Annotated in this window: 14 protein-coding genes; 5 read left to right on the top strand and 9 right to left on the bottom strand. The window is 67.3% G+C overall.

Going from position 1 to position 12,826, the window contains the following annotated elements; all coding sequences use genetic code 11:
- Positions 1 to 49 precede the first annotated feature (49 nt).
- Together mtnC and ACTJJX_RS10260 are read left to right on the top strand one after the other, a co-directional pair.
- Positions 50 to 727 (top strand): acireductone synthase, encoded by a 678-nt coding sequence (mtnC, locus tag ACTJJX_RS10265; protein WP_012614299.1) that lies wholly within the window; start codon positions 50 to 52, stop codon positions 725 to 727.
- A 48-nt stretch (positions 728 to 775) separates the two neighbouring features.
- Positions 776 to 967 carry a PLDc N-terminal domain-containing protein gene (locus ACTJJX_RS10260; RefSeq protein ID WP_003103184.1) on the top strand — a complete coding sequence of 64 codons (192 nt, stop codon included), beginning with the start codon at positions 776 to 778 and terminating at the stop codon, positions 965 to 967.
- A 15-nt stretch (positions 968 to 982) separates the two neighbouring features.
- Here ACTJJX_RS10260 and ACTJJX_RS10255 read toward each other — a convergent pair whose 3' ends face one another.
- Entirely contained in the window at positions 983 to 1,876 is an 894-nt protein-coding gene (locus tag ACTJJX_RS10255; RefSeq protein WP_003449989.1) for a DNA-3-methyladenine glycosylase family protein, read from the bottom strand.
- Positions 1,877 to 2,024: 148 nt separating this feature from the next.
- Here ACTJJX_RS10255 and speE point away from each other — a divergent pair, with 148 nt between their 5' ends.
- The 3 genes from speE to ACTJJX_RS10240 all read left to right on the top strand — a co-directional run bounded on the left by speE (position 2,025) and on the right by ACTJJX_RS10240 (position 6,020).
- Positions 2,025 to 2,885 carry a polyamine aminopropyltransferase gene (gene speE / locus ACTJJX_RS10250; protein WP_003103196.1) on the top strand — a complete coding sequence of 287 codons (861 nt, stop codon included), beginning with the start codon at positions 2,025 to 2,027 and terminating at the stop codon, positions 2,883 to 2,885.
- Between the two features lie 160 nt (positions 2,886 to 3,045).
- Positions 3,046 to 3,915, top strand: coding sequence for a YncE family protein (locus ACTJJX_RS10245; RefSeq protein ID WP_003087664.1), 870 nt, complete (start codon positions 3,046 to 3,048; stop codon positions 3,913 to 3,915).
- Positions 3,916 to 3,917: 2 nt separating this feature from the next.
- Entirely contained in the window at positions 3,918 to 6,020 is a 2,103-nt protein-coding gene (locus ACTJJX_RS10240; RefSeq protein ID WP_016561760.1) for an LTA synthase family protein, read from the top strand.
- A 105-nt stretch (positions 6,021 to 6,125) separates the two neighbouring features.
- On the opposite strand, the gene pscU is transcribed toward ACTJJX_RS10240, so the two are convergent.
- From pscU to pscN, 8 genes are read right to left on the bottom strand one after another with little or no spacing between them, the layout of a single operon-like run.
- A complete protein-coding gene (gene pscU / locus ACTJJX_RS10235) occupies positions 6,126 to 7,175 on the bottom strand; it encodes a SctU family type III secretion system export apparatus subunit PscU (RefSeq protein WP_003144783.1) in 1,050 nt (349 codons plus the stop codon).
- Complete coding sequence (pscT, locus tag ACTJJX_RS10230; protein WP_003132884.1) at positions 7,172 to 7,960, bottom strand: SctT family type III secretion system export apparatus subunit PscT; 789 nt, start codon at positions 7,958 to 7,960, stop codon at positions 7,172 to 7,174. The genes pscU and pscT overlap by 4 nt, the downstream gene beginning before the upstream one ends.
- The gene (gene pscS / locus ACTJJX_RS10225) at positions 7,957 to 8,223 is read right to left on the bottom strand and encodes a SctS family type III secretion system export apparatus subunit PscS (protein ID WP_003087672.1); all 267 of its coding nucleotides are present in this window, start codon (positions 8,221 to 8,223) and stop codon (positions 7,957 to 7,959) included. The genes pscT and pscS overlap by 4 nt, the downstream gene beginning before the upstream one ends.
- Positions 8,224 to 8,225: 2 nt before the next feature.
- Positions 8,226 to 8,879, bottom strand: a complete 654-nt coding sequence (gene pscR / locus ACTJJX_RS10220; protein ID WP_003087674.1) for a SctR family type III secretion system export apparatus subunit PscR — start codon at positions 8,877 to 8,879, stop codon at positions 8,226 to 8,228.
- Positions 8,876 to 9,805, bottom strand: coding sequence for a SctQ family type III secretion system cytoplasmic ring protein PscQ (gene pscQ / locus ACTJJX_RS10215; RefSeq protein WP_016851760.1), 930 nt, complete (start codon positions 9,803 to 9,805; stop codon positions 8,876 to 8,878). Before pscQ ends, pscR begins: the two co-directional genes overlap by 4 nt.
- Positions 9,802 to 10,905: a type III secretion system needle length determinant PscP gene (pscP, locus tag ACTJJX_RS10210; protein ID WP_079385396.1), complete on the bottom strand. Its 1,104-nt coding sequence runs from the start codon at positions 10,903 to 10,905 to the stop codon at positions 9,802 to 9,804. The genes pscQ and pscP overlap by 4 nt, the downstream gene beginning before the upstream one ends.
- Complete coding sequence (gene pscO, locus ACTJJX_RS10205) at positions 10,893 to 11,369, bottom strand: type III secretion system central stalk protein PscO (RefSeq protein WP_003109497.1); 477 nt, start codon at positions 11,367 to 11,369, stop codon at positions 10,893 to 10,895. The genes pscP and pscO overlap by 13 nt, the downstream gene beginning before the upstream one ends.
- Positions 11,366 to 12,688 (bottom strand): SctN family type III secretion system ATPase PscN, encoded by a 1,323-nt coding sequence (gene pscN / locus ACTJJX_RS10200; RefSeq protein WP_003100796.1) that lies wholly within the window; start codon positions 12,686 to 12,688, stop codon positions 11,366 to 11,368. Before pscN ends, pscO begins: the two co-directional genes overlap by 4 nt.
- Positions 12,689 to 12,826: the final 138 nt, after the last annotated feature.

Below are 12,826 nucleotides of genomic sequence, written 5' to 3'. Positions count from 1 at the left end.
ACCATCCGCGCCCCCGGTCCTGCCGGGGGCGGTTTCATCCGGAGTCCGCATGACCATCAAAGCCATCCTCACCGACATCGAAGGCACCACCAGCGCGGTCAGCTTCGTTTTCGACGTGCTGTTTCCCTATGCCGCCCGGCACCTGCCGGACTTCGTCCGCGAACACGCCGGAGAGACCGAGGTAGCCGCACAGTTGGCGGCGGTGCGTGCCGAGAGCGGTGAGGCGGACGCCGATGTCGAGCGGGTGATCGCGATCCTCCTGCAATGGATCGCCGAGGACCGCAAGGTGACGCCGCTGAAGGCCCTGCAAGGCATGGTCTGGGCCCAGGGCTACCGCGACGGTCAGTTGAAGGGCCACGTCTACCCGGACGCGGTGCAGGCGCTGCGCGAGTGGAAGGCCCGTGGGCTGGACCTGTACGTCTATTCCTCCGGCTCGATCCAGGCGCAGAAGCTGATCTTCGGCTGTTCCGAGGCCGGCGACCTGGGCTCGCTGTTTTCCGGCTACTTCGACACTACCAGCGGGCCGAAGCGGGAAAGCGCCTCCTATGCGCGGATCGCCGGGGCCATCGGCCTGCCGGCCGCGGAAATCCTTTTCCTTTCCGACGTGGTGCAGGAACTGGATGCCGCGCGCGACGCGGGCATGCGCACGCTCGGCCTGGCCCGCGAAGGCGGCAGCCTGGACGGCCATCCGACGGTGGCCAGCTTCGCCGACATCCTCGTGGAGTGAACGCGCCGGCTATCCTGAGGGAACACTCTTGCTCGGGAGCATCGCGCCATGGGTTCCACCCTCAGCGGGCTGATCAGCCTGGTCATCCTGGCCCTGGATATCTGGGCCATCGTCAACATCCTGAAAAGCGCTGCGGAAACCGGGATGAAGATCATCTGGGTCCTGGTGATCATCGTCCTGCCGGTGCTCGGCCTGATCATCTGGGCCATCGCCGGCCCGCGCGGCAACGTCAGGCTGTAGCCTCCCGCCGCGGCGTTAGCCGCCTGCGGCGTAGTGGTTCCACAGGTGGATCGCGGCGTAGGCGCGCCAAGGCCGCCAGGCCTCGGCGCGGGCCTTCAGGCTGCGCGCATCGATGCCTTGCGGCCCCCAGACCGTGGATTTCAGCAGGCCGAGGTCGGCGGCGGGGAAGGCGTCGGCTTCGCCCATGGCACGCAGGGCTATGTATTCGGCGGTCCAGGGGCCGATGCCGGGCAACGCGCAGAGGCGCTCCACCAGGGCCTCGGGGCCGTCCGCCAGGTCCAGGCTCAGCTCTCCCGAGGCGATCGCCGCGGCGAAGCGTTGCAGCGTCTGTACCCGCTTGCCGGGCATGCCGATGCCGTCGAGGTTGGCTTGCGCCAGCGCGGCGGGCGTCGGGAACAGGTGGCTGATGCCGTCGTAGCCGAGATCTTCCAGCGGCTCGCCGAGGCGCTGGATCAGGCGCCCGGTGATGGTCACCGCGGCCTTCACCGTGACCTGCTGGCCGACGATGGCGCGCACCGCCTGTTCGAAGGGATCGAAGGCCACCGGCAGGCGCAGTCCCGGATTGGCGGCCACCAGCGGGCCGAGCAGGGGATCCCCGGCGAAATGCCGGGCGATGGCGGCCGGGTCGCTGTCCAGGTCGAACATCCGGCGGACCCGTGCCTCGAGTTCGGCGGCCAGGGCATGGGCGGACGGGCTGAGGCTCAGCGCCAGGACCTGGCGTTCCGCCAGCGGTCGCACCTCGAACCAGGCCGGGCGACCGTTGGCCCGGAAGCTGCGGGCATAGTGGTCGTCACCCAGGCTTTCGACACCGGCGAGCAGGCGCAGGGCGAAATGCTGGTGGAACTGGCGCCATTCCCAGGGTGACTGGTAGGGCAGGTGCAGGACGAGGGGAGAGGTAGGCTGGCTCATGGGCAGACGATACCTGGCCGGCGCAGCCGGCGCCATCCGCCGGCGGGGTTCGACCTGTCATTGCCGCCAGCGTAGAATGCGCGCCTTTCTTCGCGGCGCGGGCAAGTCCCGCTGCCAGATTGCAGCCTTACCAGGGAGATCCCGGCCCATGAGCGATTATCAGGAAACTCTGTACCAGGGCTACGGCCAGCGCTTCAGCATCGACAACATGCTGCATGAGGTGCGCACCGAGCACCAGCACCTGGTGATTTTCGAAAACGCCCGGATGGGCCGGGTGATGGCGCTCGATGGAGTGATCCAGACCACCGAGGCCGACGAGTTCATCTACCACGAGATGCTCACCCACGTGCCGATCCTCGCCCACGGCGCGGCCCGGCGCGTGCTGATCATCGGCGGCGGCGACGGTGGCATGCTGCGCGAGGTGGCCAAGCACAAGAGCGTCGAGCGGATCACCATGGTCGAGATCGACGGCACCGTGGTCGACATGTGCAAGGAGTTCCTGCCCAACCACTCCCAGGGCGCCTTCGACGACCCGCGGCTGAACCTGGTGATCGACGACGGCATGCGCTTCGTGGCTACCACGGAAGAACGCTTCGACGTGATCATCTCCGACTCCACCGACCCGATCGGCCCTGGCGAGGTGCTGTTCTCCGAGAACTTCTACCAGGCCTGCCGGCGCTGCCTGAACGAGGGTGGCATCCTGGTCACCCAGAACGGCACGCCGTTCATGCAACTGGAGGAAGTGCGCACCACCGCCGCACGTACCGACGGGCTGTTCGCCGACTGGCATTTCTACCAGGCGGCGGTGCCGACCTATATCGGCGGCGCCATGACCTTCGCCTGGGGTTCGACCCGCGAAGGCCTGCGTCGCCTTCCGCTGGAAACGCTGCGCCAGCGCTTCCGCGACAGCGGCATCGCCACCCGCTACTACAACGCCGATATCCACCTGGGCGCGTTTGCTCTGCCGCAGTACGTGCTGCAGGCCATCGGCAAGCAGGACAACGACTGACGCTTCACCAAGAAGGGCCGCAAGGCCCTTTTTCATGCGTCGCTCCGACATCCCCTGTTACTGCCAGCTAACATTTTTTTCACAATCGATCCGGGAAAATCTGCGCGCTTTTTTCCGTTGCCATGGCTATAAATGGCAGTTTTGTCCTTGAGTGCATCGAATGCTGACCAAACGATTGCGCCAGAGCGGCGTAGTAGTCTCCTGCCTGCTCGGTAGCGTCCTCTTCATCGCCCTGGCCTTCCTCGGCTGGCAGCGTTTCGCCCCGGCAGCCACCGTATCCGGCTGGACCTACCGGGTAGTGCTCGAGGACATTCCCCACGTCAGCGCCCTGGCCCGCGACCCGGACGGCCTGCTCTACGTGAGCCAGGAGTTGCAGGACGGCAAGGGCCTGGTGTTCCGCATCGCCGCCGATGGCAGCCGCGATACGGTGCTCGACGGGCTGTCCAAGCCCGACGGCATGGCCAGCTTCCGCGACGGCATCGCGATCAGCCAGGAGCAGGGCGCCTCGCCGGTGTTCTGGTGGCATGCCCAGCAGGCCCGGCCGCTGTTCGACGGCATCCAGGTGGAGGGCGTCGCCAGCGACGGCCGCTACCTGTACGCCGCCGAGGATCGCGACCTGGACGGGCGGATTCTCCGCTACGACCCGGAGACCGGCGGACTGACGGTACTGCGCGAGGGACTGCAGCGCTCCGAAGGGGTGGCCGCCTGCCCGGACGGAAGCGTCTTCTACACGGAAAAGAAACGTGGCCACGTCATGCGTCTGCATGAGGGGGCCGAGGACGAGGTGGTGCTGAACGGACTGAATGCACCGAGCTTTTTGCTGTGCGACAGCGAAGGCCTGTGGATCACCGAGGACTCGACGCATAACGCGCGAGCCTTGCTGCTGCCGCCCGACGGGCCGCTGCAGGTGATCGTACGGCGCCTGCGTTCCGCACAGTCCCTACTGCCCATCGGGCCCGGCCGCTACCTGCTGGCCGAGCAGGGGCGGGACCGCATTCTCGAAATCGAACGACAGAAGAGCGAATTGTAAACATGGACCAAACGGAAGTCCGAACCACCCAATCGCCCCCACGGCTGTTCCAGCCCACCATCCGCAGCCACCTGGCGTTCACCGCGCTCAGCGCGCTGGTGCTGCTGGTCATGTTCAGCCTGCTGCGCCTGGCCTTGCTGATCTACAACCGCGAACTGATCGGCGCGACCCCGGCGAGCACCTTCCTCGAGGCGTTCGGCAACGGCGTGCGTTTCGACCTGCGGGTCGTCGTCTATGCCGTGGCGCCGCTGGTGCTGTCGTTGTTCGCGGTACGCGCGATGGCCGCTCGCGGCCTGTTCCGTACATGGTTGACGCTGTTCGCCAGCATCACCCTGTTCCTCGGCGTACTCGAACTGGACTTCTACCGCGAGTTCCACCAGCGCCTGAACAGCCTGGTCTTCCAGTACATGTCGGAAGACCCGAAGACCGTCATGAGCATGCTCTGGTACGGCTTCCCGGTGGTCCGCTACCTGCTGGCCTGGGCCTTCGCCACCTGGGTGCTGTACCGGGTGTTCAAGGCCATCGACCTGGCGACCCGCCCGAGCCAGCGCAAGCCGCGCGAAGACAGCGTGATCGCCCGGCCGAGCGCTGCCGCGCCCTGGTACGTGCGCGGCGTGGTGCTGTTCCTCTGCGTGCTGGTCTGCGTCCTCGCCGCCCGCGGCACCCTGCGCCAGGGCCCGCCGCTGCGCTGGGGCGATGCCTTCACCACCGAATCCATGTTCGCCAACCAACTGGGCCTGAACGGCACCCTGACCCTGGTCAAGGCGGCCAAGGAGCGCTTCTCCGAAGACCGCGCGAACATCTGGAAGGCCACCCTGGACGACAAGGTCGCCCTGGAGACCACCCGGCAGATGTTGCTGACCCCCAACGACAAGCTGGTGGACGCCGACGAGGCCGCGGTGCGCCGCGAGTTCACCCCGCCGGCGGCGAACACCCTGCCGATCCGCAACGTGGTGGTGGTCCTGCTGGAAAGCTTCGCCGGCCACTATGTCGGCGCCCTGGGCGCGCCGGGCAACATCACGCCGTATTTCGACAAGCTGTCGAAGGAAGGCCTGCTGTTCACCCAGTTCTTCTCCAACGGCACCCATACCCACCAGGGCATGTTCGCCACCATGGCCTGCTTCCCCAACCTGCCGGGCTTCGAATACCTGATGCAAACCCCGGAGGGCGGCCACAAGTTCTCCGGCCTGCCGCAGTTGCTCAGCGCCCGCCAGTACGAGGACGTCTACGTCTACAACGGCGATTTCGCCTGGGACAACCAGTCCGGCTTCTTCAGCAACCAGGGCATGACCACCTTCATCGGCCGCAACGACTATGTCGACCCGGTGTTCTCCGATCCGACCTGGGGCGTCTCCGACCAGGACATGTTCGCCCGTGGCAACGAGGAGCTGGACAAGCTGGCGAGCACCGGCAAGCCGTTCTATGCGCTGTTGCAGAGCCTCTCCAACCACGTGCCCTACGCGTTGCCGAAGGACCTGCCGGTGGAGCGCGTGACCGGCTACGGTTCGCTCGACGAGCACCTGACCGCCATGCGCTATTCCGACTGGGCGCTGGGCCAGTTCTTCGAGAAGGCGAAGAAGTCGCCGTACTACAAGGACACCCTTTTCGTGGTGGTCGGCGACCATGGCTTCGGCAGCCCCGAGCAGCTCACCGAGATGGACCTGCACCGCTTCAACGTGCCGCTGCTGCTGATCGCCCCCGGCATCCAGGAGAAGTTCGGTACCCACCTGCCGACCGTCGGTACCCAGGTCGACATCGTGCCGACCATCATGGGCCTGCTCGGCGGCGAGACCGTCCACCAGTGCTGGGGCCGCGACCTGCTGAACCTGCCGGAAGGCGACAAGGGCTTCGGCGTGATCAAGCCGTCGGGCAGCGAGCAGAACGTCGCCATCGTCTCCGGCAACCGCATCCTGGTGCGGCCGAAGGACGGTGACGTGCGCGTCTACGATTACCAGCTGGGCGGCGATGCCAAGGCGGTGATCACCAAGGACGTACCGGACCAGGCCGAGCTACAGAAGAAGCTGGAGTCGTTCATCCAGACCGCGACCAAGAGCCTGCTGGACAATACCGCGGGCGTGGTACACGGGATCCCGGACAAGGACTGACCCGTAGCAAGCATGAGAAAGGGGCCTTCGGGCCCCTTTTTTTCGGCGCCAGGTCGCAGCGTCTTGCGTTGCCGGTGCCGCGGCGGCCACCCTGCCCGATAGCGTTCAGGGTGTATCCGTCTGCTGGCTTTCCAGCCAGCGCAGGACTTCGGCGGTGGCCTGGATCAGGTCCGCCGGTATGTACTGGTCGACATTGCCGTCGCGCAGCAGCGCCCGTGCCAGCGGAACTCGTTGCAGCACCGGGATTCCTTCTTCCTCGGCGATGCGCCGGACCCGCAGGGCCAGGGCGTCGGTGTGCTTCAAGGTGACCAGCGGCAGGGGTGTTTCGCCGCGTCGATAGCGTATGCCGATGGCGACGTGGGTCGGGTTGGCGACGATCACCGAGGAGCGCCGGACATCCGCGCGCAGGTTGCTCGATTGCAGTTCCTGATGGAATTGCCGGCGCTTGCTCTTGATCTCCGGGCTGCCCTCCATCTCCTTGTATTCGCGCTTCACTTCGTCCTTGCTCATGCGCAACTGCTTGTAGTGCTGGTGGCGTTCGAAGGCGTAGTCGGCGACGGCAATCGCCAGGAAGCCGACCGCGCAGACCAGCATCAGTTGCCTGAGCATCAGCCCGCTCACCGGTGCCACGCAGTCCAGCCCGCAGGCGGGAATCCGCAGGAGGCTGGCCAGGTTGCCCTGCAAGGTCAGCCAGACCAGCAGGGAGAGCAGGGCGACCTTCAGGGTCGACTTGAGGAACTCCACCAGGCTCCGGATCGAGAAGATCTTCTTCGCGCCCTCCACCGGGTTGATCTTCTTCAGGTCCGGCTTGACGCTGTCGAGGCTGAGCAGGAAGCCGTACTGGCCGACATGGCTGAGCACCACCACCAGCGCCGCGACCAGCAGGACCGGCGCCAGCAGGTAGAGGAGTTCCTGGAGAAGGTTCTCCAGGATGGTCTCCAGCGCCTGGCGAAACGGCAGGTCGATGTACTCGGCGGGCAGCAGGAGCAGCTTGCCGAGATGCTCCAGGTAGTAGTCGGAAAAGCCCATCAGCAGCGCCACCAGCGACAGGATCAACGCGCTGGAGACAATTTCCTTGCTCTTCACCACCTGGCCCTGCCGGCGGGCGTCGCGCAGCTTCTTCGCCGTGGGCTGCTCGGTCTTCTCGGCGCTCATGGCGTCTCCAGCACGGGACGCAGCAGGCGCAGCGGGTCGACGGCGAGCAGCAGGGCATCGTAGGCGTGCTCCATGAGGATGCCCAGGTAGAGCACCAGCAGCAGGCTGGCGACCAGGCTCTTGATCGGCATGGCGAGGATGAACACGTTCAGCGACGGGGCGAAGCGGCTGACCAGCGCCAGGCCGAACTCGGCGAGGAACATGGCGATCAGCAGCGGCGCGGCGAACAGCGCGCAGAGCATCAGCATCTGCGAGAACTGCGCGTAGAAGAATGCCACCCATTGGCTGCCGAACTGCGGGAAGAAACTGCTCACCGGCCAACTGGCATAGCTCCTGAACAGCGAGCCGACCAGCGCGAGGAAGGCGCCGCCGGAGAAGAACAGGGTGATCAGCGTCTGCGTCAGCAACAGCCCGGTGGGGCTGGTCTGGCTGCCCAGGCTGGGGTTGAGGGTCGAGGCGAGTGCCGCGCCACGCTGGTTGTCGATGATGAAGCCGGTCGCTTCCATGGCCCAGAAGGGAATGGTGGCGACGAAGCCGATGAGCAGGCCGAGCAGCACTTCCTTGCCGATCAGCAGGGCGATGTCCAGCGCGCCGAGGGCCGGCGGCAGGCTGCCGGCGACGATCGGGTAGGCGAACAGCGCCAGCGAGCAGGCCACGCCGTTGCGCACCAGGCCGCCGCCCAGGGTCTGCTTGGCCAGCACCGGCAGGACCACGAAGCAACTGATGATCCGCGGCAGCAGCAGGCTGTAGGTCAGCAGCAGTTGCTGCAGGTCCTGGACGCTCATCGCACCAGCGGCACCTTCAGCAGGGTCATTTCGGCGAAACGGTACAGCTCGCCGCCCAGCCAGCCGCTGGTGGCGAACAGTACCACCACCACGGCCACCAGCTTGGCGACGAAGCCGAGGGTCTGCTCCTGGATCTGGGTGAGTGCCTGGACCAGCGATACCAGGGTGCCGATCAGGGCCGCGACCAGTACCGGCGGCAGCGACAGGACCAGCACCAGCCACAGGGTCTGGTTGGTGAAGTGGAGGATGTCGGCGCTGCTCATGGTCAGCCTCCGTAGCTGATGACCAGGCCGTGGGTCAGCCGCGCCCAGCCGTCGAGGAGGACGAACAGGAGCAGCTTGAACGGCAGGGAAATGGTCATCGGCGACACCATCATCATGCCCATCGCCAGGAGGATGTTGGAGATGATCAGGTCGATGGCGATGAAGGGCAGGTAGATCAGGAAGCCGATCTCGAACGCACGGGTCAGTTCGCTGACGGTGAAGGCCGGCAGCAGGATCAGCAGGCTGTCCGGGTCGAGCCGCTCGGCGTATTCGCTGGGCCAGACCTGGCGGGTGCTTTCCATGAAGAAGGTGTGTTCGCGCTCCTGGATCTGCCGCTTGAGGAAGTTCCGGTAGGGCGCCATGCCCTCGTCGAGAAAGCGTTCCACCGATGCCGAGTCGCTCAGGCTGACGTCGTGGTTGCGCAGGTAGTCGCGGGTGGCGAAGCCGACCGGTGCCATCACGTACAGGCTGAGGATGATCGCCAGCCCGTACATCGCCATGTTCGGCGGAATCTGCTGGACGCCCAGGGCGTTGCGCAGCAGCGAGAAGACCACGGTCATCTTGATGAAGGAGGTCGCCATCACCGCGATGAACGGGACCAGCGCGAGCAGGGCCAGGCCGAGGATCAGGCCGAGCTCGTCGGGCAACTGGATCATGCTTCGTCGTGTCCGAACAGACGGGTTACGCGCACCCCGAGCCGGTCCTGGAGCCTGACCAGTTCGCCGATACCGAGGCAGCGCTGGTTGGCGAGGATGCGCACTTCGCCGTCCAGGGCACAGTCGAGATCGAGCAGCGAGCCTGGCTGCAGGGTCGAGAGGGTATGCAGGTCCAGGGTGCGGCGGCCGACCTCGAAGCTGACCGGGATCGGCAGTTGGTCGAGTTCGTGCAGGTCCTCGCTGTCGGCGAGGGAGGGGGTGTCGTGCATGTCGAGCAGTTCCAGTTGCGTGGAGTGGAGTTGGCAGCGCGCCCAGGGGCGTCCTTCGAGAACCCCCAGCAGCGCTGCGTCGGGGCGATGGCCGGCAGGCAGCAGCAACAGGTCGCCGGGCTCCAGGGTGCGCAGCTCGCCGGCCTCCAGCGGCAGGCCGGGCCATTGCAGCGACAGGCGCAGCGGTATGGCCAGGCGTTGCGCCGAGGGGCGCGGCGGCAGGCGTGCCAGCAGCGTCGCGGGATCGCCGTCGAGCCAGAGCGCCAGGCGCTGGTCGTCGCGTTCCAGGCTCAGGCGCAGGCCCATCGCAGCGCGTGGTTGCGCCGGGCTCAGGCCGTACCAGACCAGGCCGGGAAAGACGTTGCCTTCGCGCTCCAGCAAGGCCAGTTGCAGGGCCGCCGGCAGGCTGGCGAAGGCTGCCTCCTGCAGGTTCGGCGCGAGCCAGCGGGCCAGCGCCGGGGCCTGGCAGAGAAAGCGCAGGGGCAGGCCGTCCCACGCCAGGCTCAGTTCGAGATCGACGTCGGGGGCGGCCTGGGCGATGTCCAGGCGCGCTTGCAAAGCGTTGCCGACATAGTGGCAACGGCAACGCGCGAGACGTCGCTGGAGATCCAGTTCGGCGCGGCTGGCGAGCGGCAGGTCGAGGTCCGTACCGTTCATTCGGCTTGCCACTCTTCATGCAGGTAGCGACGTTGCCGCGAGCGCTGGCCGCTGTCCTGCTGCTGGTTGAAGGTGAGTTGCACCGGTTGTTCCGGGTGCAGCCGTTGCAGGCGTTCGAGCAACTCGCCACGGGCTTGCTGGAGAAACGCCAGGCTGCCGGGGCTGGCACTGATCTCGACCTGCAACTGGCCATGGCCATGCAGGACCTGCACCTCCACGGCGCCGAGCTGGGGCAGTCGCACCTGCAGGCGCGCCGCATGGCTTTCGGCTGCGCTGGCGACCTGGATACGCGCCTGCACGGCATCGAGCAGGCGCGCGAGATCGGCCAGCGGCAGTGGCCGGCTCCCGCTCGATGCCAGCAGACGTGCCAGCAGGCGGTCGCCGGGGGTTTGCATGGCGGGCAGTGGCACAGGCGCTTGGTCGTCGGGGGGCTGTGCGGATGGATCGGTTTCTCCGGGTTGCCGACGCTCCTCTCCGCGGCCTTCGCCGCCCGCTGTCGGCGCGGGCGGCGAAGCCTGGACACTGGCCTGCGCCGTGGACGCGACCTCGGCTGCGGTTTTCGCCGGGAAGCCGGGGCCGGGCTGTGGCCGCTCATGCGTCCGACCTGTGTTTTGCGGGTGGGAGGACACCGGCACCAGCGGCGGTTCGTCGACCGGAGGCGCCGAAGCGCTGGCCGGCTCCCGGCCTTGCGTGGACGCCGCGACGCGCGCGGTGACTGCCGGCGCTTGCCGTGCTACCGATCCGGACGGCGACACTGTTGGCGTTGGCGTTGGCGTTGGCGTTGGCGTTGGCGTTGGCGTTGGCGTTGGCGTTGGCGTTGCGTCCGCGGCAACTGGCATGGGGGGCTGCCGAATGGTCGGCGGCCGGTCGGCGGCAGGCGCCGCGGGCTGGTCGGCGAGAGGCGTCGAGGTCGGCGCGTCGGCTGTCGCGGCGGCCTCCGTCGTTTCGTCGCCCTTGTCGAACGGTGGCCTGGGCGCCGGCGGTCGGTGCGCGGGCAGGGCCTGTTCGAAGGCGATCTGCTGCGCGCGCAGCGGCGGAAGGGGGGCAGGGGTGTCGGACGACACGAGCGGAGCCGTATCCACGGCGTTCAGCTTGAGCATGGCCAGGTCTCGTGGCGGGTGAATTCTTCCAGTTCGCCTTCCTCGCTGCGTTCGCGCAGCCCCTGGCGCTCGGCGTCGACGTGGCGCTCCAGTTCGGCGAACTTCTCCAGTTGCCGCTGGCGTTCCAGCAGTTCTCGCCGGCACTGCCGCAGGCGCTCGCGCTCCCCTTCGAGGCGCTGCGCGGTCTCGGCGCAGTCCTGTTCCAGGCCGGCTTCCTTTTCCCGCAGCAGCCCTACCTGCTGCTGCCAGGCTTCCAGGCGTCGGCGGTCGAGCATGGCCGCCTGGCAGGCGAGAAACAGCCGTTGCTCTTCGGCCAGTCGCCAGTCGCGGTAGTCCCGTTGCGCCGCCTGGCGCTCGGTGTGTTCCTGCGCCGCGGCGCGAACCCGTAGCAATTGGCGGCCCTGGGCGCGCTCGGCCCGGTCCAGGCGCAGGCGTCGGACGCGCAACAGCAGCGCCAGGCTCATGCGCAGAGGCTCCGCAACTGCGCGCAGGCCTGTGCGTAATCGCTGGTTTCGTGGGTACCCTGGCGCAGCCACTGGCGGATCGCCCCGATCTTCTCGATGGCCTGGTCGGCTTCGCTGTCCTGGCCTTTCTGGTATTCGCCGATCTTCAGCAGCAACTCGACTTCCTCGTACTTCGCCAGCCATTCGCGCAAGCGTCCGGCCGCATGGCGCTGATCGTCGTCGACGATCTGGTTCATGACCCGACTCACCGAGTGCAGCACGTCGATGGCCGGATAGTGGTTGGCGGCGGCCAGCTTGCGCGACAGCACGATGTGCCCGTCGAGAATCGAACGGGTCTCGTCGGCCACCGGCTCGCTCATGTCGTCGCCTTCCACCAGCACGGTGTAGAGCGCGGTGATCGAGCCCCGCTCGGATTGCCCGGCACGCTCCATCAGGCGTGGCAGCGCGGCGAACACCGATGGCGGGTAGCCACGGCGGGTGGGCGGTTCACCGGCCGCCAGGCCGATTTCGCGCTGGGCCCTGGCGAAGCGGGTCAGCGAGTCCATCAGCAGCAGGACGCGGCGACCCTGATCGCGGAAATACTCGGCGATGCTGGTGGCGACGAAACCGGCCTTGGCGCGCTCCATCGCCGGTCGGTCGGAAGTGGCGACCACCAGCACCGAGCGGCGCAGCCCCTGTTCGCCGAGGTCGCTTTCGATGAACTCGCGGACTTCGCGACCGCGTTCGCCGACCAGGGCGAGTACCGTCACATCCACCTCGGCATTGCGCACCAGGCTGGCCAGCAGGGTGCTCTTGCCGCCGCCGGCGGCAGCGAAGATGCCCATGCGCTGGCCTTCGCCGCAGGTCAGCAGGCCGTCGATGGCGCGCACACCCAGCGATAGCGGCCGCTCTATCAGGCGCCGGCTCATCGGTTGCGGGGCATCCCGGTAGACCGGATACCAGGCCGCCGGCTCGGCCGGCGGGCTGCCGTCGAAGGGGCGGCCGAGGCCGTCGAGCACCTGCCCGAGCAGGTGCTCTCCGACCGCCACGCGATGCATGCCGCCGGTAGGGCTGACTTCGGTGTTGGAGGAAACCCCGAGCATCTCGCCGAGCGGGGTGAGCAGCGCCTGGTGCTGCTGGAAGCCGATGACCTCGGCGAGCAGCGCCAGGCTCTGGTCGGGATTGCGCAACTGGCAGAGTTCGCCGATGCGCACGCCGGGCACCACGGCCTTGAGCAGGGTTCCGGTGACCTGGGTGACCCGCCCGCGGATCTGGATCGGCCGGCAGCCTTCGATGGCGTGGCGCATCCGGACGATGAGAGGAGAAAGAGGCGCGGGCATGGCGGGTCGGTTCGGCTGGAGTCGGCGCGCACTATAGAGAAAGCCTCGCGCGACGAATTTCAGTGCCAGCCGGGAGTTTTTAGAAATCGGTTGCCGCCGCGGCTAAAAAAAACCGGCCGATATTGGCATCGGCGGCAC

It is taken from the genome of Pseudomonas sp. 22490 (genome assembly GCF_052044465.1).
GTDB lineage: Bacteria > Pseudomonadota > Gammaproteobacteria > Pseudomonadales > Pseudomonadaceae > Pseudomonas > Pseudomonas aeruginosa.
This window is presented reverse-complemented; position numbering and strand designations above follow the sequence as displayed.

What these genes read in the sequence shown, in the direction of transcription:
- pscR (WP_003087674.1), bottom strand. Translation starts at nt 8,879, where the DNA reads ATGATCCAGTTGCCCGACGAGCTCGGCCTGATCCTCGGCCTGGCCCTG.
- pscO (WP_003109497.1), bottom strand. Translation starts at nt 11,369, where the DNA reads ATGAGCCTGGCGCTGCTGTTGCGCGTCCGACGCCTGCGCCTGGACCGG.
- pscT (WP_003132884.1), bottom strand. Translation starts at nt 7,960, where the DNA reads ATGAGCGTCCAGGACCTGCAGCAACTGCTGCTGACCTACAGCCTGCTG.
- mtnC (WP_012614299.1), top strand. Translation starts at nt 50, where the DNA reads ATGACCATCAAAGCCATCCTCACCGACATCGAAGGCACCACCAGCGCG.
- ACTJJX_RS10240 (WP_016561760.1), top strand. Translation starts at nt 3,918, where the DNA reads ATGGACCAAACGGAAGTCCGAACCACCCAATCGCCCCCACGGCTGTTC.
- ACTJJX_RS10245 (WP_003087664.1), top strand. Translation starts at nt 3,046, where the DNA reads ATGCTGACCAAACGATTGCGCCAGAGCGGCGTAGTAGTCTCCTGCCTG.
- speE (WP_003103196.1), top strand. Translation starts at nt 2,025, where the DNA reads ATGAGCGATTATCAGGAAACTCTGTACCAGGGCTACGGCCAGCGCTTC.
- pscU (WP_003144783.1), bottom strand. Translation starts at nt 7,175, where the DNA reads ATGAGCGCCGAGAAGACCGAGCAGCCCACGGCGAAGAAGCTGCGCGAC.
- ACTJJX_RS10260 (WP_003103184.1), top strand. Translation starts at nt 776, where the DNA reads ATGGGTTCCACCCTCAGCGGGCTGATCAGCCTGGTCATCCTGGCCCTG.
- pscP (WP_079385396.1), bottom strand. Translation starts at nt 10,905, where the DNA reads ATGCTCAAGCTGAACGCCGTGGATACGGCTCCGCTCGTGTCGTCCGAC.
- pscS (WP_003087672.1), bottom strand. Translation starts at nt 8,223, where the DNA reads ATGAGCAGCGCCGACATCCTCCACTTCACCAACCAGACCCTGTGGCTG.
- pscQ (WP_016851760.1), bottom strand. Translation starts at nt 9,805, where the DNA reads ATGAACGGTACGGACCTCGACCTGCCGCTCGCCAGCCGCGCCGAACTG.
- pscN (WP_003100796.1), bottom strand. Translation starts at nt 12,688, where the DNA reads ATGCCCGCGCCTCTTTCTCCTCTCATCGTCCGGATGCGCCACGCCATC.
- ACTJJX_RS10255 (WP_003449989.1), bottom strand. Translation starts at nt 1,876, where the DNA reads ATGAGCCAGCCTACCTCTCCCCTCGTCCTGCACCTGCCCTACCAGTCA.